This is a genomic window from Streptomyces blattellae (assembly GCF_009709555.1).
GTDB classification, from domain to species: domain Bacteria; phylum Actinomycetota; class Actinomycetes; order Streptomycetales; family Streptomycetaceae; genus Streptomyces; species Streptomyces blattellae.
Map to the genome: position 1 here is coordinate 49,974 of NZ_WJBG01000246.1, position 18,959 is coordinate 68,932.

The 18,959-nt window shown below is 71.4% G+C and carries 14 protein-coding genes and 2 pseudogenes; 4 read left to right on the plus strand and 12 right to left on the minus strand.

Translation table 11 applies throughout. From position 1 onward, the window contains the following. Positions 1-87: 87 nt before the first annotated feature. From exaC to xylB, 6 genes and pseudogenes are all read right to left on the minus strand, one after another. Positions 88-1,611 carry an acetaldehyde dehydrogenase ExaC gene (gene exaC, locus GFH49_RS36575; protein WP_155060367.1) on the minus strand — a complete coding sequence of 508 codons (1,524 nt, stop codon included), beginning with the start codon at positions 1,609-1,611 and terminating at the stop codon, positions 88-90. A 151-nt stretch (positions 1,612-1,762) separates the two neighbouring features. Further along, positions 1,763-3,091, minus strand: a complete 1,329-nt coding sequence (locus GFH49_RS36580) for a GAF domain-containing protein (protein WP_230396706.1) — start codon at positions 3,089-3,091, stop codon at positions 1,763-1,765. Between the two features lie 272 nt (positions 3,092-3,363). Continuing rightward, entirely contained in the window at positions 3,364-3,972 is a 609-nt protein-coding gene (locus tag GFH49_RS36585; protein ID WP_155060368.1) for an N-acetylmuramoyl-L-alanine amidase, read from the minus strand. Between the two features lie 48 nt (positions 3,973-4,020). Continuing rightward, positions 4,021-4,503: pseudogene (locus tag GFH49_RS36590) on the minus strand (acetamidase/formamidase family protein); the annotation flags it as partial. Between the two features lie 511 nt (positions 4,504-5,014). After that, a complete protein-coding gene (locus tag GFH49_RS36595; protein ID WP_155060369.1) occupies positions 5,015-6,223 on the minus strand; it encodes an ROK family transcriptional regulator in 1,209 nt (402 codons plus the stop codon). Positions 6,224-6,236: 13 nt separating this feature from the next. Then, positions 6,237-7,682, minus strand: a complete 1,446-nt coding sequence (gene xylB / locus GFH49_RS36600) for a xylulokinase (RefSeq protein ID WP_155060370.1) — start codon at positions 7,680-7,682, stop codon at positions 6,237-6,239. Positions 7,683-7,834: 152 nt separating this feature from the next. Between xylB and xylA the strand changes: the two genes are divergently transcribed. Beyond that, complete coding sequence (gene xylA, locus GFH49_RS36605; protein ID WP_155060371.1) at positions 7,835-9,001, plus strand: xylose isomerase; 1,167 nt, start codon at positions 7,835-7,837, stop codon at positions 8,999-9,001. A 167-nt stretch (positions 9,002-9,168) separates the two neighbouring features. Next, positions 9,169-9,591, plus strand: coding sequence for a hypothetical protein (locus GFH49_RS36610; protein ID WP_155060372.1), 423 nt, complete (start codon positions 9,169-9,171; stop codon positions 9,589-9,591). Between the two features lie 80 nt (positions 9,592-9,671). On the opposite strand, the pseudogene GFH49_RS36615 reads toward GFH49_RS36610, so the two are convergent. From GFH49_RS36615 to GFH49_RS36625, 3 genes and pseudogenes are all read right to left on the minus strand, one after another. Continuing rightward, positions 9,672-10,565 (minus strand): annotated as a pseudogene (locus GFH49_RS36615) (esterase-like activity of phytase family protein); the annotation flags it as partial. A gap of 387 nt (positions 10,566-10,952) precedes the next feature. Continuing rightward, complete coding sequence (locus GFH49_RS36620) at positions 10,953-12,221, minus strand: SWIM zinc finger family protein (RefSeq protein WP_155060373.1); 1,269 nt, start codon at positions 12,219-12,221, stop codon at positions 10,953-10,955. Then, on the minus strand, positions 12,218-15,091 hold the full coding sequence (locus tag GFH49_RS36625; RefSeq protein WP_155060374.1) for an SCO1167/SCO6262 family helicase: 2,874 nt from the start codon (positions 15,089-15,091) through the stop codon (positions 12,218-12,220). The genes GFH49_RS36620 and GFH49_RS36625 overlap by 4 nt, the downstream gene beginning before the upstream one ends. A 274-nt stretch (positions 15,092-15,365) precedes the next feature. On the opposite strand from GFH49_RS36625, the gene GFH49_RS36630 reads away from it, so the two are divergent. Then, positions 15,366-15,548 (plus strand): tail-anchor membrane protein, encoded by a 183-nt coding sequence (locus GFH49_RS36630; protein WP_155060375.1) that lies wholly within the window; start codon positions 15,366-15,368, stop codon positions 15,546-15,548. Between the two features lie 136 nt (positions 15,549-15,684). On the opposite strand, the gene GFH49_RS36635 is transcribed toward GFH49_RS36630, so the two are convergent. Next, positions 15,685-16,578 carry a hypothetical protein gene (locus GFH49_RS36635; RefSeq protein WP_155060376.1) on the minus strand — a complete coding sequence of 298 codons (894 nt, stop codon included), beginning with the start codon at positions 16,576-16,578 and terminating at the stop codon, positions 15,685-15,687. Positions 16,579-16,712: 134 nt separating this feature from the next. Next, complete coding sequence (locus GFH49_RS36640; RefSeq protein ID WP_155060377.1) at positions 16,713-17,009, minus strand: hypothetical protein; 297 nt, start codon at positions 17,007-17,009, stop codon at positions 16,713-16,715. 99 nt (positions 17,010-17,108) lie between these two features. Here GFH49_RS36640 and GFH49_RS36645 point away from each other — a divergent pair, with 99 nt between their 5' ends. Beyond that, positions 17,109-18,011: an oxygenase MpaB family protein gene (locus tag GFH49_RS36645; RefSeq protein WP_196218252.1), complete on the plus strand. Its 903-nt coding sequence runs from the start codon at positions 17,109-17,111 to the stop codon at positions 18,009-18,011. Positions 18,012-18,225: 214 nt separating this feature from the next. Here the strand turns inward: GFH49_RS36645 and GFH49_RS36650 are convergent, their stop codons facing one another. After that, the gene (locus tag GFH49_RS36650) at positions 18,226-18,825 is read right to left on the minus strand and encodes a class I SAM-dependent methyltransferase (RefSeq protein WP_155060378.1); all 600 of its coding nucleotides are present in this window, start codon (positions 18,823-18,825) and stop codon (positions 18,226-18,228) included. Between the last annotated feature and the right edge of the window lie 134 nt (positions 18,826-18,959).

Below are 18,959 nucleotides of genomic sequence, written 5' to 3' on the forward strand. Positions count from 1 at the left end.
AGGCCGAATTTCGTCTCGCGCCCCAGAACCGCCCGGGCGCGGGCGCCTGACGGACATATGCCCAGGTCAGGCGCCCTTTTTCTACGCCTAGTAGAAGCCCAGCTTCTGCGGCGCGTACGACACCAGCAGGTTCTTCGTCTGCTGGTAGTGCTCCAGCATCATCTTGTGCGTCTCACGGCCGATCCCGGACTGCTTGTACCCACCGAACGCCGCGTGTGCCGGGTAGGCGTGGTAGCAGTTCGTCCAGACGCGGCCCGCCTGGATCGCGCGGCCGGCCCGGTAGGCGGTGTTGATGTCGCGGGTCCACACCCCGGCGCCGAGGCCGTACAGGGTGTCGTTGGCGATCTTGATCGCGTCGTCGAAGTCGTCGAAGGACGTCACGGACACGACCGGTCCGAAGATCTCCTCCTGGAAGATCCGCATGCGGTTGCCGCCCTCGAAGATGGTCGGCTGGACGTAGTAGCCACCTTTCAACTCGCCGTCGTGCTCGACGCGTTCGCCGCCCGTGAGGATCCTCGCGCCCTCTTGGCGGCCGATGTCCAGGTAGGAGAGGATCTTCTCCAACTGGTCGTTGGAGGCCTGCGCGCCGATCATCGTGTCGGTGTCGAGGGGATGGCCCGCCGTGATCTGCTCGGTACGGGCGACGGCCGCCTCCAGGAACTCGGCGTAGTGACCGCGCTGGACGAGCGCCCGGGACGGGCAGGTGCACACCTCGCCCTGGTTGAGCGCGAACATCGTGAAACCTTCGAGTGCCTTGTCGCGGAAGTCGTCGTCGTGCGCCCATACATCGTCGAAGAAGATGTTCGGCGACTTGCCGCCGAGTTCCAGCGTGACCGGCTTGATGTTCTCGGAGGCGTACTGCATGATCAGCCGCCCCGTCGTCGTCTCACCCGTGAACGCCACCTTCGCCACCCGCGGGCTCGACGCGAGCGGCTTGCCCGCCTCCGCGCCGAAGCCGTTGACGATGTTCACCACACCCGGCGGCAGCAGGTCCGCGATCAGGCTCATCCAGTAGTGGATGGACGCCGGAGTCTGCTCGGCGGGCTTGATGACGACCGCGTTGCCCGCAGCGAGGGCGGGCGCGAGCTTCCAAGTCGCCATCAGGAGAGGGAAGTTCCACGGGATGATCTGTGCGACGACGCCCAGCGGTTCGTGGAAGTGGTACGCCACCGTGTCGTCGTCGAGCTCGCCCAGCGAGCCCTCCCGGGAGCGGATCGCGCCCGCGAAGTAGCGGAAGTGGTCGATGGCCAGCGGGATGTCCGCGGCGAGGGTCTCCCGGACCGGTTTGCCGTTCTCCCAGCTCTCGGCGACCGCCAGCGGCTCCAGGTGCGCGGCCATCCGGTCGGCGATCTTGAGCAGGATGTCGGACCGCTCGGTCGTCGAGGTGCGGCCCCAGGTCGGGGCGACCGCGTGCGCCGCGTCGAGTGCCCGCTCCACGTCCTCCGCGGTGCCGCGCGCGACCTCCGTGAACGGCTGCCCGTTCACCGGCGACGGGTTCTCGAAGTACTGCCCGCGGATCGGCGGCACCCATTCGCCGCCGATGAAGTGGTCGTAGCGCGCCTGGTAGGAGACGATCGCGCCCTGTGTGCCGGGCGCCGCGTAACGGGTCATGGTGCTCTGCCTCCCGGAGCTGCGCTGCCCGCCGTTGGGCAGCTCTCGGCGCGAGGCTAGGGACGGGGACGTTGCGAGTAGGTTGCGTGGACGACGCCGCTCCTACCCTCCTTGGACGTGCTGATGTGAGCAGGCCACGAGTGACGGTCGGTCAGCGGGTCACCCAGCGCGTCCGGTCGGCGCGTGGCCAGCCGGTCGGCGCCGACAGCTCCGACTCCAGCGTGGCCAACCGCGCGCGGACTGCGGCGGTCGGGCGCACGGCGGCCAGTGCGCGCCAGACGTCGACGTCGTCCTCGCCCCACGGCGCGTGCGCCCAGCCGGCCAGCAGGTCGGGGTCGCCGCGGGCGATCAGCGCCGTCCGCAGGCCGGCGGCCAGGCGGTGCCTCAGCCGCACCACCGCCGGTGCCTGCGAGGCGGGCAGCAGCGGGCCGGTGTACGCCGTCACCGCCGCCGTGACCGCACCGGTCTCCAGGCGTCGCTCGACGGCGGCGGCATCGGACTCGACCGACGAGGTCAGCCGGTAGGGCCGTGAGGCCAGCAGCCCAGGGCCGAGAATTCTGCGCAGCCGGGCCAGTTCGGCGCGCAGGGTCACCGGTGTCACCGACTCGTCCTCGTACAGCGCGCAGAGCAGCTCGTCGCCGGTCAGCCCTTCCGGGTGGCGGGCCAGCAGCACCAGGATCTCGCTGTGCCGACGGCTGAGCCGGAGCCGGCGGCCTCCCGAGACGAGCAGTGCCTCGTCCCGGCCCAGCGCGGTCAGCTCGGGCGTGTCGGCGGTCGGCTGCCCCTCGGCGAGCAGGGCCAGCTGGGACTCGGCGGCCCGGGCGACCGCCTGGACGAAGCCCAGGCTGTGCGGATGCGCCAGCCCATCGCCGCCGGTGATGTCCACGGCGCCCAGCACTCGCCCGGTGCGCGGATCGTGCACCGGAGCTGCCGCGCAGGTCCAGGGCTGCACCCGCCGGATGAAGTGCTCGGCGGCGAAGACCTGCACCGGACGGTCGACGGCGACAGCCGTGCCGGGCGCGTTCGTGCCGACCGCGGTCTCCGCCCAGCGCGCGCCGGGCACGAAGTTCATCCGGTCGGCCCGTCGACGGGTCGTCGGATGGCCCTCGACCCACAGCAGCCTGCCGTGAGCGTCGCACACCGCGAGCAGATGCTCGCCGTCGGTCGCGAACGTGCCCATGAGCTCCCGGAACAGCGGCATCACCCGGGCCAGCGGATGCTCGGCGCGATAGGCACCGAGGTCACCGTCCGCTAGCTCCACCCTCGCCGTGCCGTCGGGGCCGACCCCCGCCCGCACGGAACGCCGCCATGAGTCGGCCACCACCGCACGCACGGGCCGCGGCACCGTGCCCGCCTCGGTGAACGTCTCATACGCGCGACGCAGCATCCGCACACGCTCGGCAGGGTCGGCCCCCGGTTCCAGGGCCACCCATGGATCGGTCAACTCGGCCTCCCCGGACGGCGATGCGGCTGGGGACATCGTCACTCCGGGTGCGCGCGCGGACAACCACTTCGACCGGGGCGGCCCGAACGAGGGGCGTGGTTACCCGTCAGGCTCATTCGACCCGTCCCCGGTCGTGCGGTCGACCGGTCTCAGGTCAGGCTTCGGATGGCGGTTTCAGGTAGGCCCCGGCGGCCAGTCTCAGGGCAGGGCCCGGATGGTCAGTTTCTGGGCAGGGCCTGGGTGGCTGGTTTCAGGGCAGGGCTCGGCCGACCGGTCTCCAGGTCAGGCCCGATCGACCGGTCTCCAGGTCAGGCCCGATCGACCAGTCTCAGATAGCGAGCCCAGTCCCAGTTCGGTCCGGGATCGGTGTGGTCCGTGCCCGGCACCTCGTGGTGCCCGATGATGTGCGCGCGGTCCCTCGGGATGCCGTGTCTGGTGCAGATCGCCGCGGTGACTGCGGCCGACTCCTCGTACATCACGTCGGTGAAGTAGCCGGGCCGGTCCACCCAGCCTTCGTGCTCGATGCCGATGCTGCTCGTGTTGTACTCCCAGTTCCCTGCGTGCCAGGCGATGTCGGACTCTCGGACGCACTGCGCCACATGCCCGTCGGCCGAGCGGACGACGTAGTGCGCGGACACTTCCTTCTTCGGGTTCTGGAAAATGGACAGGGTGGTGGTGAAGGTCGCCTGCGTGACGTGGATGATCACGCGGTCGACCAGTCGCTCCGTAGCGGGTTCTGCCGCCGTGTAGTTGGAGGTGTTCGCCGGGTGCCACTCGGCCGACGGGTGGTCGACAACCTGGACCCGCTGGACCCGCGCTCCGGCCGGCGCGTCGGGGAGCAGCGCGTACGGTACGGCGGCCAGGGCGGCGCCCTTCAGCAGTCGGCGTCTCGTGGGAAGCGGTCTTGCCCGTTCCATGGGGGCGGTGCCTTTCGGTGGTCAGAAGGTCTTGCTCAGTGCCGCCTTGGCCAACGGCGCCTCGACGCACTGGGTTGCGAATTGGTACGCGTCCAGCTCACTGAATCCTTGGTCGCGCACCAGCCACTGCACCAGGTCGAGTTGGGATCTCCGGAACGCGTCCTCCAGCGGGCGTGCCGATCCCGTCGAGATGATGTGGGTGTCCGACTCGATGCGCGGCCAGGGTGTGGCGAGTCCCTTGAGCACTTCGACGATCACCACAGTGTTCATCGCGCACTCGACGACGACTCCGCGTGTCTCGCCCTCGCCCTCGCCCTGCCGGGCGTGGCCGTTGCCGAGTGTGTCCATGTTGCCGCCATGTGCGTCGGGCACCAGGGTCGAACGCACCTCCAGGTTGGCGGGAGCCACGCCCACGGTGCCGTGCATCGGGTCGAGGGGCAGTTCGGTCTCGATGTCTTCGGTCTCGATGTCACTGTCCTGCGCCCGGAACAGGGCCGTACGGCGGGTCCGGTCGAGCTGCCGGATCCAGACCCGGAGGTCGCTCATCATCCTGGGGTCGCTCATCGCGGTACAGCTCCGTTCTGCGGAAGGTCGGTGGGGAGGGGGTGCCGGGCGGACATGCCAGGGCACGCTTATTCGCTCCTGAACCCCGGATGCAGCCGTTTCCCAAGACATGTGGATCCCCCCTTTCACCTCGCCGCGCCCACCGCCCTCTGACTCGACGGCCGCGCCTCACGTGAATCAAGGTACGTCGCATGCGGGGTGGGCAGAAGCAGGCGCCGTGTATCCGTGGACGGGTGCGGGATTGTGGAAAACTCGCTCACCCGGACGGGTGAAGTCCGGCTGAGGTCAGTCGAGTTCGGCCGCCGGCGCAGAGGCGTCCGTCGATCAGGGGCGGTGGGCCGCAGCCGTCGGGGCGCTTGCCGATGAGACGTGTTCGGCCGCAGCCGTCGGGTGGGCTGCCGAGCAGGCGCGCTCGGCCACGGCTTTGGGGTGTTTGCCGATCAGCCGTGTTCGGCCACGGCCTTGGGGTGTTTGCCGATCAGCCCCGTCCGGCCACAGCCGCCGGATCGTCCAGCACCGCCCGTACGACCGAGTGCGCGGCACCCAGCAACGGCCCCTCGGGACCCAGCCGCGATATGGCCACTGGACATGCGGGCCCCGCCGTACGGCGTGCCAACTCGGCCTCCAGGGAGGGCAGCAGCCATGGCGCGAGCCCGGCCAGCGCGCCGCCCAGCACCACAACCTCGGGGTCGAGCAGATTGACGGCCCCGGTCAGCGCGATGCCGAGCGCTTCACCCGCGTCGCGCAGGGCACGTCGTACAGCCGTGTCGCCGTCCGAGGCGTGCCCCGCGAGCAGCCCGACGCGGTCCTCGCCCGGCTCCAGGCCGGCCGCTCGCAGCACCGCCTCCTCCCCGGCGTACTGCTCCAGGCAACCGTGGCCCCCGCACCGACACGCCGGTCCGTCCGGACGGACCGGCACATGTCCCAGCTCGCCCGCGAAACCCCGCGTCCCGCGCAGCAGTTGCCCGTCCACCACGACCGCCGCGCCGATGCCGATCTCGGCGGACACATGCAGGAAGTCCCGCGGGGTGCCCTCGCCGAGCCGGAGTTCGGCGAGCGCGCCGAAGTTGGCCTCGTTGTCGACGGTCAACGGGAGGCCTGCGGGCAGCAGCGCGCCGAGGTCCGTGTCGTGCCAGTCGAGGTTCGGGGCGCGTACGACCGTTCGCGCGTCGCGTGCCACCAGGCCCGGCACGGCCACGGCGAGCCCGGCCGGCCACAGGCCCTCGTGCTCGGCCTCGGTGACGATCCGGCCCACCAGCTCGGTGAGTTCCTCGATCACGGGGCGGGGGGAGCGCCCACGGTTCGTGCCGTACCGCACGGCCCGGGCCCGCACCTCTCCGCGCAGATCGATCGCGCACACCGCGAGATGGTCCACGCCGACCTCCGCGCCGATACCCGCCGGACCGTGTCCGCTGACGGCGAGTGCCGAGCCGGGCCGTCCCACCCGGCCGGGACGCTCGGGGCCCAGCTCCTCCAGCAGTCCCGAGCGGATCAGCTCGTCGACGAGGGTCGACACGGCGGCACGGGTCAGCCCGATGCGCGAGGCGACGGCGGCACGGGAGAGCGGCCCCTCGGCGCTTACGGTGTGCATCACCCGGGCGAGGTTGCGGCGGCGCATGCCCTGTTGTGTGTCGGGCAGTGCGCGCCCCCTTCCTGTCGGCCGGGCCTCGTGCAGCGGTGCGGTCATGCCTCCGTCGTCCTCAGTGGTTCCCCGCGCTCCGGTCGAGCAGCGGGGCCGCGTCGGAGAGTACCCCGGAGATCCTGGCCAGGGTTGCCTCGTCCCGCTCCACCGCGTCCAGCACCGGTCCCTCGGCGGTACGCCAGCGCCGGGCCACCGCGGCGGGATCCTCGCCGGTCAGCAGGCCGGCCGCCTGCGCGGCGGCGCCGAGCGCGACCAGTTCCCTGGCCTCGGGCACCTGCACGGGGCGCCCCGACAGCCGTCGTACGGTCTGCTGCCATGCCGTGCCCCGGGCGCCGCCGCCGATCAGCAGCAGCGGGGCGGAGCGGTCGGCGTCCTCGTCGAGGACCAGGTCGAGCGCGCCCAGCAGCGCGTGGACGGCGCCGTCGTAGGCGGCCTGGAGGAGCTGGCCTGCGGTCGTGTCGTGCCGCAGGCCGTGCAGCAGGCCGGAGGCGTGGGGGAGGGCGGGGGTGCGTTCGCCGTCCAGGTAGGGCAGCAGGGTGACGTCGGTGGCGGGCTCCACGGCCTCGCGGTCCAGGCCCAGCAGGGAGGCGACGCGGTCGACGGCGAGCGTGCAGTTCAGGGTGCAGGCCAGCGGCAGCCAGTCGCCGTGTGCGTCGGCGAAGCCGGCCACGGTTCCGGTCGGGTCGGTGGGGCGCCGCTTCGACACCGCGTACACCGTGCCCGACGTGCCCAGGCTCAGCACCGGGGTGCCGGGACGCAGCCCGAGGCCCAGCGCGGCGGCCGCGTTGTCGCCGGTGCCCGGGGCGACCAGGGTGCCCTTGGAGAACGGCAGGTCATGGCTGTCGCGCACGGTGCCCGCGACCTCGCCGGGCCGCACCACACGGGGCAGCAGCGCGGGGTCAAGCCCGACGTGCGCCAGGATCTCCTCGTCGTACGCCTCGGTCCCGGATGCCCACCAGCCCGTCCCGGACGCGTCACCGCGGTCGGTCGTGCCCTGTCCGGTGAGGCGTTCGGTGAGGTAGTCGTGGGGCAGGCGTACGGCCTTGGTGGCGCGGACCGCGTCCGGCTCGTGCTCGGCCAGCCAGGCCCACTTCGTGACCGTGAAGGACGGCGCGGGGACGAGCCCGGTGCGCTCGGCCCAGAACTTCGCGCCGCCCAGTTCCTCGGTCAGCCGGCGTGCCTGCGGCGCCGAACGTACGTCGTTCCACAGCAGGGCAGGACGCACGGGCTCGCCCTGGCCGTCCAGTGTGACGAGCCCGTGCTGCTGGCCGCCGATAGACACCGACGCGGCCTCGTGCGCGGCGTCACCGCACTGGCGCAGGGCCTCGCACAGGGCGTCCCACCATTGGCGTGGATCGCTCTCCCGGCCGGCCCCGGCGGACACGGTGTGCGGTGCCTGGCCGCTCGCGACGACCTCGCCGGTGGACACGTCGACGACCAGCGCCTTGGTGGACTGCGTGGACGTGTCCACACCGACGACGAGCGGACCCTCGGCTGCTGACATCGGGTTCTCCCTTTTCCTGCGGCTCATGTCTGGCTCACGCCTGACGAAAGACACCTTGTCTCTTCCCAGAGATGCCTCCGCATACTAATTTGTAAAGCGCCATGACGAAATAGTCGTGCGCGACAGTCGCAAGCGAGCAAGGGAGCCGCGGCATGAACTACCAGCCCACCCCCGAGGACAGGTTCACCTTCGGCCTGTGGACCGTCGGCTGGCAGGGAAGGGACCCGTTCGGCGACGCCACACGGCGTGCCCTCGACCCGGTCGAGACGGTGCAGCGCCTGGCCGAGCTCGGTGCATACGGAGTGACCTTCCACGACGACGACCTGATCCCCTTCGGGTCCTCGGACACCGAGCGCGAGTCCCACATCAAGCGCTTCCGCCAGGCGCTCGACACGACCGGCATGACCGTGCCGATGGCCACGACCAACCTCTTCACCCACCCGGTCTTCAAGGACGGAGCCTTCACGGCGAACGACCGTGACGTGCGGCGCTACGCCCTGCGCAAGACGATCCGCAACATCGACCTGGCGGTCGAGCTCGGGGCCAAGACCTACGTCGCGTGGGGGGGCCGGGAGGGTGCCGAGTCCGGCGCCGCCAAGGACGTACGCGTGGCTCTCGACCGTATGAAGGAGGCCTTCGACCTCCTCGGCGAGTACGTCACCTCCCAGGGCTACGACCTGAAGTTCGCGATCGAGCCCAAGCCGAACGAGCCGCGCGGCGACATCCTGCTGCCCACCGTCGGCCACGCACTGGCGTTCATCGAGCGCCTGGAGCGCCCCGAGCTGTACGGCGTCAACCCCGAGGTCGGCCATGAGCAGATGGCCGGGCTGAACTTCCCGCACGGCATCGCGCAGGCCCTGTGGGCGGACAAGCTCTTCCACATCGACCTCAACGGTCAGTCCGGCATCAAGTACGACCAGGACCTGCGCTTCGGCGCCGGCGATCTGCGTTCCGCGTTCTGGCTGGTCGACCTCCTGGAGAGCGCCGGTTACGCCGGACCCCGCCACTTCGACTTCAAGCCGCCGCGGACCGAGGACCTGGACGGCGTGTGGGCGTCGGCCGCGGGCTGCATGCGCAACTACCTCGTCCTGAAGGAGCGTTCCGCCGCCTTCCGTGCCGACCCGGAGGTCCAGGAGGCCCTGCGCGCCGCGCGTCTGGACGAGCTGGCGCAGCCCACCGCGGGGGACGGTCTGCAGGCGCTGCTCGCCGACCGCTCGGCCTTCGAGGAGTTCGACGTGGAGGCCGCCGCCGTGCGCGGGATGGCCTTCGAACGGCTTGACCAGCTGGCCATGGACCATCTGCTGGGGGCGCGCGGCTGAGCACGCGCGCGTGCCGGTGAAAACCGGCTGCCGGACGATACCGAAATCCAGTGGTGAGGCGACCTCCGCGCGGAATGCTCCGGAATCATGCGATCCATGCCATGAGTCCGTATCAACCGCCGTGCGGGGGTCGCCTCCCGCGCCGGTCCGAGGCGACGCTTGACGGTATGGCCATGCCGCCGGTACCACCTCAACCGCCTGGACCACCGGGTGGCACGCCGCCTCCAGGCGGCGGCTTCGCACCGCCCTCGTACGGTGACTGGCCGCCGCCGGAGCAGTCGTCGGACGACGGCCCCGGCCGGCGCCGCAATCCGCTCTTCATCCTGATCGCCGCACTCGTGGGCGTCGCCGCTGTCGTCGCCGTGGTGCTGGTCGCTTCGGGAGGCAACGATGCGCCGGGCGAGAAGGCGCCCGCCGAGAGCAGTACGAGCGGCACTCCGCGGCCGTCCCTGAGCCTCCCGACCGAGCTGCCCAGCAGACTGCCCAGCGAGGTGCCTTCGCTGCCCTCGCAGTTCCCGAGCGGTCTGCCGAGCGGTCTGCCGAGCGACATCGAGTCGCTGCTGCCGTCGCTCGGGGTCGACCTGCCGTAGACGTCGCTCTGGGGCGGCCTGACTCGGGGGGATGTGGTTCAGTGCGGCACGCGCGCGTGCCGCACTCTCACGGCCCGGGATCAGATCCCGCGCGGCAGCCGCACGTACGTCACGGTCGTCTCGACGCCGCTGTCCACGAGCCGGCCGTTCGCGTCGAACGCGTCGGTGCCGTCCGTCATGCCGAAGTCGTTGTCGTTGATGAGGGCGAGGGTGTCGCGATCCACGCGCGCGACGCCCTCGATCTTCCCGGGCACGCCGTCGACCGTGCCCAGGTCGACGACGAGGCGCTTGGCCAGGACAGGCACACCGGAGGCCGCCGGGTCGTCGAGTTGCTCAAGCGACGGGGAGGTCGTGTCGTCGTCCCAGGGGCCGCCGAGGATGTTCGCCTTGCGTCCCACGTGCACGAGTTGCAGCCGCGCGGTTTTGTCCGTGCGCTCCTCGACCAGCAGCCGGTCCCGGCCCACGGCGACCACCGACGAGATCTTCAGCTCGGAGGTGTCGTCCTCGCCCGGGTCCACCACGTTCACGGGGTCGAAGCGGTACGCGTACTCGGCGGTGACCGCTTTCTTCTTCGGCGAGAAGCGCAGCAGCCGGGTGGTGAGCGAGGCGTCCCCCACGTCTCCGTCGGGCAGGGACAGGGGGCTCTGCACGGCTATCACCAGGTCACCGCCGGGCAGTTGAGCCAATCCCTCAAAGCCCCGGTTGGTCTTCCGACGCAGCAGGACGGACGGCAACGACTGCACGACCGGGTAGTCCGCACCCATGAGGTTCAACCCTTCGGGCACATAGCGCGCCAGCACCTCCCCGCGCGCGGAGACACGCACCAGAGAGGGCCCGTACTCGTCGGCCAGCCAGAAACTCCCGTCCCCGGCCCGCACAATGCCCTCGGTGTCCAGCCCGTTCGCGTCCGCCGGCGTGTCGTGTGCCTGACTCCAGGTCAGCAACCACGCCTGGCCGCCGGATGCTGTGGCGGCGAGCGCCGACAGGAACCGCCATGCCAGACCGGTACCACGCGCGCGTGCCCGCACTCCCCGTCCGTCGATCTCCAGGGCGTCCACGAGTAGTTGGTTCACCCGGTCCGCGCCGAGGCCGTCGGGCAGGCTTCAGCCGGGCACCGGGCACCGGGCACCGGGCACCGGGCACCGGGCACCGGGCACCGGGCGTCGCGCAGCGCCAACACGACGCGGAATCCGGGGGGCGCGCATCCGTCCCCACTCGCTCCCGGAACTCCACCCTGGTCGTCTCGGGCTCCCGGGCATCCCACGGAGGCGCCGTGAAGACCGCCGCGTATGCCTCCGAAGGCTGGTCGGCGACGGTGAGCAGCCTGGCCGAAGTGCTTCGTGCCACGCCAACCCACCGTCCTAGACGGCCCCTTCAGACGAATGGATCTCTGCCGACGCAAGCGCCGTCGCCGGATCCCGGACCGCCCTCCCTGCGGGCACCCAGCGGCCTCGCTCTTTCCGGTACGGCCACCAGCGTCCGTCCCGGCCAAGGCGCAGCTGAGCGGGTGCGCCGACGACCGTCCACCGGTTGGCGCGAGCGCGCAGAGGCGGCCTCTCGTCCTCCTCCCAGGCCGACTCCAGAGCGGCACGCGCGCGTGCGAGCGTTTCCCCGGCGACGGTCCACTCCTCCTCCAGCACGGACAGCGCGGCCGTGCCTCCCAGGCTCCAGGCACGGACGGCCAGTTCCAACGATTCCCTGCTGCGCCCCGACCCGTCCGCGAGCCGGTCCAGGACATGCGGTCCGGGGGTGCCCGCTGACAGGCGTACGGCGTCCTGCGCAACGGTCGATTCCGTCTCCGGCGCGTCCGATTCCGGTGTGGCCCGCAGAGCCTCGGCGAGCAGGAAGTGCGCCTGCGCGGCAGTCCGCGCGGCCAGGTACTCCAGCGCGGCCGGATCGATGCCGGGTACGGGCGGGGCCTCGGTATCCAGTGAAGGAGGAACGCCGGGCTCGTCAGGCAGTTCGGGCGACGCGGGCAGCGGCGGCAGGACGCCCGCGGACCCGTAGGCCTCCGCCGCATCCACTCCCTCCGGCTCGGAAAGCCTCTCGGTGGGAGCGGTGCTGCGGGACTGCAGGGCGTCCACCACGGCCTGTTCGCCCCGTCCCCGCATCAGCAGCAGGACGAAGGGATCCTCGTCCAGCAGGCGTGCCACCTGATAGCAGAGCGCGGCCGTGTGTCCGCAGTGGTCCCAGGCACCGCAGTCGCACATGGGCTCCAGATCGCCCAGGCCCGGCAGCAACTCGATCCCCGCGGCTGCCGCGTCCTCGACCAGATGCGGCGGCATTTCGTGGTCCAGCAGCGCAGCGACATGCCCGGCTCGTTCGACGGCCATGTCCGCGAAATGGTCCCACTGATCGTCGGTCAGCTCCGCCAGCAGGACATCGGCACGGTGCCTTGAGTGATCGCGGTCCTGGACGACGGCGGTGATGCGCCCCGGCCGCACCGACACCGCGCCGCAGGCTCCCGCGCGCGCGAGCCTGCGGCCCGTCTTCACCTGCTGCGAGTCCAGCGCCGCGTCCTCGAGTGCCTGCAGCCAGGCCTGGCCCCACCAGGTCTGAGCGAAGCTCCTCCCGCTCGCGGGAGGCAGCGCCGCGAACGTGCGCTCCGTGTCACGGTCGTACGCGTTCATCGCGTGCCCCCTCGCAGTTCCACCAGATCGGCCAGCTCCGCGTCCGTCAGTTCGGTCAGTGCCGCCTCGCCGGAGCCGAGTACCGCCTCGGCCAGTTCCCGCTTGCGGCTCAGCATGTCGGCGATGCGGTCCTCGATGGTCCCTTCGGCGATCAGCCGGTGCACCTGCACCGGCCTGTCCTGGCCGATCCGGTACGCGCGATCGGTGGCCTGCGCCTCCACCGCGGGGTTCCACCAGCGGTCGTAGTGCACGACGTGCTCGGCGCGGGTGAGGTTCAGCCCGGTGCCCGCAGCCTTCAATGACAACAGGAACACAGGCACTTCCCCGTCCTGGAATCGCCTCACCATCGCCTCCCGTTCCGCGACGGGGGTGCCGCCGTGCAGGAACTGCGAGGACATGCCACGGGCCGCCAAGTGCCGCTCGATGAGCCGCGCCATCTGGACGTACTGGGTGAAGACCAGGACGCTGGCCCCCTCGGAAAGGATCGTGTCGAGCAGTTCGTCCAGGAGCTCCAGCTTCCCGGAGCGTCCGGTGATCCTGGGCCGCTCTTCCCTGAGGAACTGCGCCGGATGGTTGCAGATCTGCTTCAGGCCCGTCAGCAACTTCATGATCAACCCGCGCCGCTCCATGCTGTCGGCACCGGAGATCTCCGCCAGTGTCTCGCGCACCACGGCCTCGTACAGACCCATCTGCTCCTTGGCGAGCGACACGGCCCGATCCGTCTCGGTCTTGGGCGGCAGCTCGGGTGCGATCCCCGGGTCCGACTTGCGCCGGCGCAGCAGGAACGGCCGTACGAGCCGGGCCAGGCGCTCCGCGGCGGCCGGGTCCTGACCGCCCTCGACGGCCTGGGCGTAGCGGGTGCGGAAGGCGCCGAGCCGGCCCAGCAGACCCGGGGTCGTCCAGTCCAGGATCGCCCACAGCTCCGACAGGTTGTTCTCCACGGGGGTGCCGGTGAGCGCCACGCGCGCGCGTGCGCCGATCGAGCGCAGCTCCCGGGCGGTCGTCGCGTACGGGTTCTTCACGTGCTGGGCCTCGTCGGCCACGACCATGCCCCACGGCACATCGGCGAGCCGGCCCGCGTCCAGGCGCATCGTGCCGTACGTGGTGAGCACGAACTCCCCGTCGTCCAGGGCCCCCAGATCGCGGCGCGGTCCGTGGAAGCGGCGCACGGGTGTGCCCGGTGCGAACCTCTCGATCTCGCGCTGCCAGTTGCCCATCAGGGAGGTTGGACAGACCACCAGGGTGGGCCCGGCCGCCGACTCGTCGGTCTGCCGGTGCAGATGCAGAGCGATCAACGTGATCGTCTTGCCGAGCCCCATGTCGTCGGCCAGACAACAGCCCAGGCCCAGGGATGTCATCTGCGCCAGCCAGTTGAGGCCACGCCGCTGGTAGTCGCGGAGCGTGGCCGCCAGCGCGGCAGGCTGCTCGACCGGCTCCTGCGCCTCGGGGTCCGCGAGTCGCTCCCGCAGGGCGGCCAGCCACCCGGTCGGGTGCACGTCGACCCGCTGACCGTCGACCTCCGCGCAACCCGTCAGAGCGGCGCTCAGGGCGTGGACGGGTGTGATCTTGCGGTCCTGCATCGCGCGGGCGCGATGTACTTCCCGGGGGTCGATCAGGACCCATCGGTCACGCAGCCGCACGATGGGGCGGTGCGCCTCGGCGAGCTGATCCACCTCCTCTCGGGAGAGGCGCTGGTCGTCCAGCGCGAATCGCCAGTCGAAGGCGAGCAGGGCGTCCGCGGTCAGGAACGAGGGGGTGTCCGAGGAGGCGGCGCCCGGCGCCGACTCGTCGTCGGGCGGGCCGACCACCGCGTGGGCAGTCAGTTTGCGGGCCAGCTCGCGGGGCCAGTGCACGTCGACTCCGGCGCCGGCGAGGGCACGGCTGCCTTCGCCGAGCAGGTCGGTGATCTCCTCGTCGGCCAGCTCGACCGCGTCCGGCACGGCCACCGAGAGCAACGGCGCCAGCGGAGGCCACGCGCGCGCGGCGCGGCGAAGTGCCAGGAGAGCGTCCATCGGAGCGCGCGATCCGAAGGCGCCCGTTCCCGACCACACGCGAACGGCGTCCGCGACGAGCGCGGGATCGCTGACGCTGTGCACCTGCGGCACGGCCCGGAACGAGACAGCCGCGTCGTCCTGCGCCGCGGCGGCCAGACCGCGCGCCTCGATCCGCAGCGAGAGCCGCACGCCCGCGTCATGACCCGCGGCCAGATCGGCGGCCCACGGACGCTGATCGGGCAGATGCTGAGGCTCCCGGCAGGCGTACGCGGGCCCGCCGGTCACCAGCGGCGCGGCGGGGGAGCGGGGCAGCGTGTCGGCGACCGCGTCGAGGAAGGACCGCAGCAGTCCGTCCGGGCCGGGCAGCCGCAGCGGACCCTTGCCCGCAATCGGCACGGCATGCGACTCGGGCGGCATGGCGGCGGCGAGCGCGCGCAGGCGATCGACGTCCTCCGCGCGCAGGGGACCGACCCGCCAGGCGTCGTGGTCGCTCTCGGAGAGGCCGGGCAGCACAAGCCCACGGGCCACGAGGTGCAGGGCGTGCACTGCGGCAGCGCCCCAGAACACGGCCGCCCGGTGGGCGTGCGCAGCGACACGCGCGCGCGTGAGTACCGGCAGGGCGGCATGCACCGGTAGCAGCACAGCGGGCACGGTCACCAGCTCGACTCCGTCCCCGCCGGGCAGAACGACGGTCAGGTCCTCGACGGAACCGGACGCGACGACCGCTGGGACTTCGCCGTCGGGACACCAGAATGCGACGCGGCCGGTGCGGGCCGGATCGCCGGGTACGAATACCGCATGGCAGCGGGCCAGTTCGTTGATCTCGGACGGCGTCGCGGCGAACTCGGACGGTGTGGCGACGGGAGGTGTCTGCACAGCGATGACTTATTCCTCAAATTTGACTACCAGTGTCGGGTCGCCGAGGGTACAGCACCGAGGCGGCTCGCTCGGTATGACCGGACAGTGAACCGGGTCACTCCACGCTCCGGCTGGGTATCCACTCAGTGCGGAGACACATGTGGCTGTGCGATCTCAGGGGTGCCTCGGGGTTCGGGTCTCAGGGGTGTCTCAGGGTCGTGGTCCGGAACTGTGGGAGGCGCGGACCCGTTTTCAGGACAGAGAGCGGCAGTGGCCGCGAAGGAGGCGACACATGTCGAAGAACGCGAAGATCGCCGCAGGAGGTGTGGCAGCCGGGATAGTCCTGCTGATCTGGCTGCCCTGGTGGGCGGCGCTCCTGATAATCCTGGGAGTCCCGGCAGCCGCGTACCTCACGCTGGACCCCTCGCAGCGGCGCAGGTTGCGCCGCGTCACCCGCAAGGAGCTCGGCCGCTGAGGGAATACCGTATCGGCGCATCCCGGTCGGCCGCAGTACAGAAGCCGACCACATCGCCGCCCGCGGGCCTGCCGACGGTACGGTCCGCGGGCGGCTCGCGGGACTCGCGAGGCGGAGTCCCGCGGTCGTGACCCGCTCAGATGGGGCGTACGGCCATCTTGTCGAGGGCCTTGAGCAGACCCGGCAGCTCAGGTCCCCGGCCCACCGGCATGACCTCGCCGGGCTCATCGTCGAGCAGCACGAAGGCGATGTCGTCGGTCCTGGCCACGAGGGACCAGCCCGGGCCGTCGGCGCGCAGGGTCCGCGCGTCGCCCGGTGCGAAGGAAGACCGTACACGGCCGAGTGGCGGCGGCGTGTCGACGTAGGCGCGGGCCTCTGCGAGGACGCGCCGGATGCCGCCATGGCCGGGCTTGGCCGCTTCCTCGGTCTCGTCCTGCTTGTGGGGCGTCTCGTCCTGCTCGGCCTGGCCCGTGTCCGCCGACTCGGCCTGGTCCGGGTCCGTCGCGGACGAGCCGTTGGGGCTCTGGAAGTCCGCGTCGTCGATCTGCTCGCGCCACATCGCCCACTGCCGCGCAATCTCGTCCGCGCCCAGGCGGCGCTGGGCCGAGCCCCAGACGCTGGTGTCCGGGGGCGCCAATGGGGGGCGGTCCGCGACATCGGGACCGGGATCGTGCGGTGCGGGCACACCGGGCGCCGCGACGGCGACCTCCAGAGGCCAGCCGGGCAGCGCGGCCACGACCGTCCGCTCGTCGGGCGACAGGTCGTACTCCATGCCGCAGTCCCAGGACGCGATGGCCACGGCGACCAGCGACACGTCGTCGATGGCGACCGTCCAGCGGGCGCCGTCGCCGTCCTGGCCGAGCACCAGGCCGTACCCGTCGGCCAGCGGCGCGAGTCCGAGTGCCGCGCAGGCTTCCGGGTAGTCGTCGCCCAGCACGCTCGGGAACTTCGCCGGCGTCAGCAGCACCGCCGTGAGCACATAGAGCGCGTCGTCCTCGGCGGCGACGGCGTCCTCGTCCGTCCCGGCCATCCCAGCCTCCCCATCGGTCCGTACAACGGCGCACCCTAGTGCGACTGGAAGGCCGTTGTCACGACTCCCAGGCCCACCCGGAGCTGCAGTTTTCCGGCTCGACGGGGCGAATCGACCACGGCTGCTCCCCGGCGTCAGGCGGTCGGCAGCCCGAGGAGCGCCCGGGCCACGGTCTGCGGCGACTCGTCGCGTTCCCGCGCGAGCGCGATGACGGCCCGGCAGGCCAGTTCGCTCACCCCGAACGACAGCGCCTCCGGCGACACCCAGCCGGCTGCCTCGTCGATCTGTTCCTGGTCGTCCTCGGCGCACGCCGACACATAGGCAGCGGCGGCCTCGAACAGATTGTGCGTGCGCCTGTCCCGGCCGGTGTCCCGCTCCGCACGCAAGGCGTTGAGGAATCTGGCACCGGACTTGCGGACCCTCCCGAACATGCTGACCACCTTCCCCCTGCGTGGTTGCCACGGCTGATCCTTCAGCTCCTGCTCCTCAACGTAGAGTTGAAGCCCCGGCGGCAGAAGAGGGACGACGCGGTGAAGCGTTTCGAGCGACTCGAACGAATCCGGCGGATGGACCCGTACGAGGACGCGTCCGAGATCTACCGTCTCTCGGCGGCGTACGAGTTCCCCTGGGACTTCACCCGATCCCTGGAACTGGCCCTCTACCGTACGTACGCCGTGCCCGGCATCGGCAGGCTCCTGGCCGCGACGGCCGAGCTCACGGACCGCACGCAGAAACGCTACGACGACACCACCCTGCTGCTGGACGCCGTCGTCGAGCACGGCTTCGGCAGCGGAGAAGGCCGCACGGCGATACGCCGTATCAACCAGATGCACCGCAGCTACGACATCAGCAACGACGACATGCGCTACGTCCTGTGCACGTTCGTCGTCATGCCCAAGCGGTGGATCGACTCCTACGGATGGCGCAGGCTGTCACACCACGAGAGGGTCGCCTCCGCGGTCCACCACCGCACGCTGGGCCGGCACATGGGTATCCAGGACATACCCGAGTCCTACGAGGAGTTCGAGGCCTGCCTCGACGCGTACGAGGAGGCCCACTTCGGCTGGGACGCGGACGCGCGACGCGTATCGGACGCCACCCTCGCCCTGATGGCCTCCTGGTACCCACGCCCACTGCGCCCCCTCCTGCGCACAGCGACCCTCGCCCTGCTGGACGACCCGCTGCTGCGGGCCTTCCACTACTCTCCGCCGAACGCCGCCACCCGCACCCTGGTGCGCCGTGCCGTACGGACGCGCGGACGGCTCGTCCGTCTCCTGCCACCACGGAGGGCACCGCACCACGCGCGCCAGAACTGGGAGATCAAGGGCTATCCGAACGGCTACCGCCTCGACGAGCTGGGCACCCGCCCGGTGCCCGGACTGCGCGGCTGCCCCGTGCGCCCCACGGATCCGTCAGCCACGGCCGACGAGTGAGCCGATCGTCTCCCGCGGCCAGGCAGTTCGGTGCGGGAGGTGGCCCGCGCGTGCCGGATTCCGTCGCGAGTGCCTTCGGGGCGAGCTGGGCGATGAACGGGAAGGCATGGATGCCGCGAGCGCTCGTGTGGTGACAGTGCCCGGCGCCGGCCGCAACGTCATCGCCGACCGCCCCGGCGCTCTCGCGGCGGCGGTCGCCGGGCGAGCATGAGGCTCAGCCTTCGCGCACCGCCAGTGCCAGGAACCGGGCGTCCTCGTCGACGTACGACGTCATACGCCACCCCGAACGCGCCAACAGAGGCCGCAGGTTGGATTCCGCGCGCAGGTCGTCCGGGGTGAGCTGCCGTCCCTGGCGTGCCGCGAGTGCCGCCCGGCCGATCGGGTGGAAGAGGGCCAGGGTGCCGCCCTTGCGTACCACGCGCGCCAACTCCCTCAGGTTCTGGTCCGGTTGGGGGAGATGGGCGATGAGCCCCGCCGCGAACACGGCGTCGAGCGACTGCGAGCGCAGCGGCAGCGCGGCGACGTCGGTGAGCAGCAATTGCCCGTCCCGGTCCCGTCCGGCCCGTACGGCGGCCTCCAGCATGGCCGGGGTCAGATCGGCTCCCAGGACCACTCCGGAGGGCCCCACGGCCGCGCGCAGCGGCGTCAGGGCCCGGCCCGTGCCACAGCCCGCGTCGAGTACCCGGGCTCCCCCGGGCAGGGCGAGTTCGGTGACCGCGGCCGCGTAGGCCGGGCCGTCGTCCGGAAAACGGCTGTCCCAGTCCGCCGCGCGGGCGCTGAAGAACTCCTGGACATGTGTGTGGTCGTCGCTCATGATCCGCATGATCCCTCACTGACAGGGAGGACGTCGCGGCGCACACGTTCGAGCGCGACGCGATCGTTCAGCCACCTCTCTGCGTCATATTCCAGCACCTTTCGAAACGCGCCCCCTTGGTGTGCCCCTGCCCC

Coding starts and splice junctions, on each gene's coding strand:
- exaC (WP_155060367.1), bottom strand. CDS start 1,611: ATGACCCGTTACGCGGCGCCCGGCACACAGGGCGCGATCGTCTCCTAC.
- GFH49_RS36580 (WP_230396706.1), bottom strand. CDS start 3,091: ATGTCCCCAGCCGCATCGCCGTCCGGGGAGGCCGAGTTGACCGATCCA.
- GFH49_RS36585 (WP_155060368.1), bottom strand. CDS start 3,972: ATGGAACGGGCAAGACCGCTTCCCACGAGACGCCGACTGCTGAAGGGC.
- GFH49_RS36595 (WP_155060369.1), bottom strand. CDS start 6,223: ATGACCGCACCGCTGCACGAGGCCCGGCCGACAGGAAGGGGGCGCGCA.
- xylB (WP_155060370.1), bottom strand. CDS start 7,682: ATGTCAGCAGCCGAGGGTCCGCTCGTCGTCGGTGTGGACACGTCCACG.
- xylA (WP_155060371.1), top strand. CDS start 7,835: ATGAACTACCAGCCCACCCCCGAGGACAGGTTCACCTTCGGCCTGTGG.
- GFH49_RS36610 (WP_155060372.1), top strand. CDS start 9,169: ATGGCCATGCCGCCGGTACCACCTCAACCGCCTGGACCACCGGGTGGC.
- GFH49_RS36620 (WP_155060373.1), bottom strand. CDS start 12,221: ATGAACGCGTACGACCGTGACACGGAGCGCACGTTCGCGGCGCTGCCT.
- GFH49_RS36630 (WP_155060375.1), top strand. CDS start 15,366: ATGTCGAAGAACGCGAAGATCGCCGCAGGAGGTGTGGCAGCCGGGATA.
- GFH49_RS36635 (WP_155060376.1), bottom strand. CDS start 16,578: ATGGCCGGGACGGACGAGGACGCCGTCGCCGCCGAGGACGACGCGCTC.
- GFH49_RS36640 (WP_155060377.1), bottom strand. CDS start 17,009: ATGTTCGGGAGGGTCCGCAAGTCCGGTGCCAGATTCCTCAACGCCTTG.
- GFH49_RS36650 (WP_155060378.1), bottom strand. CDS start 18,825: ATGAGCGACGACCACACACATGTCCAGGAGTTCTTCAGCGCCCGCGCG.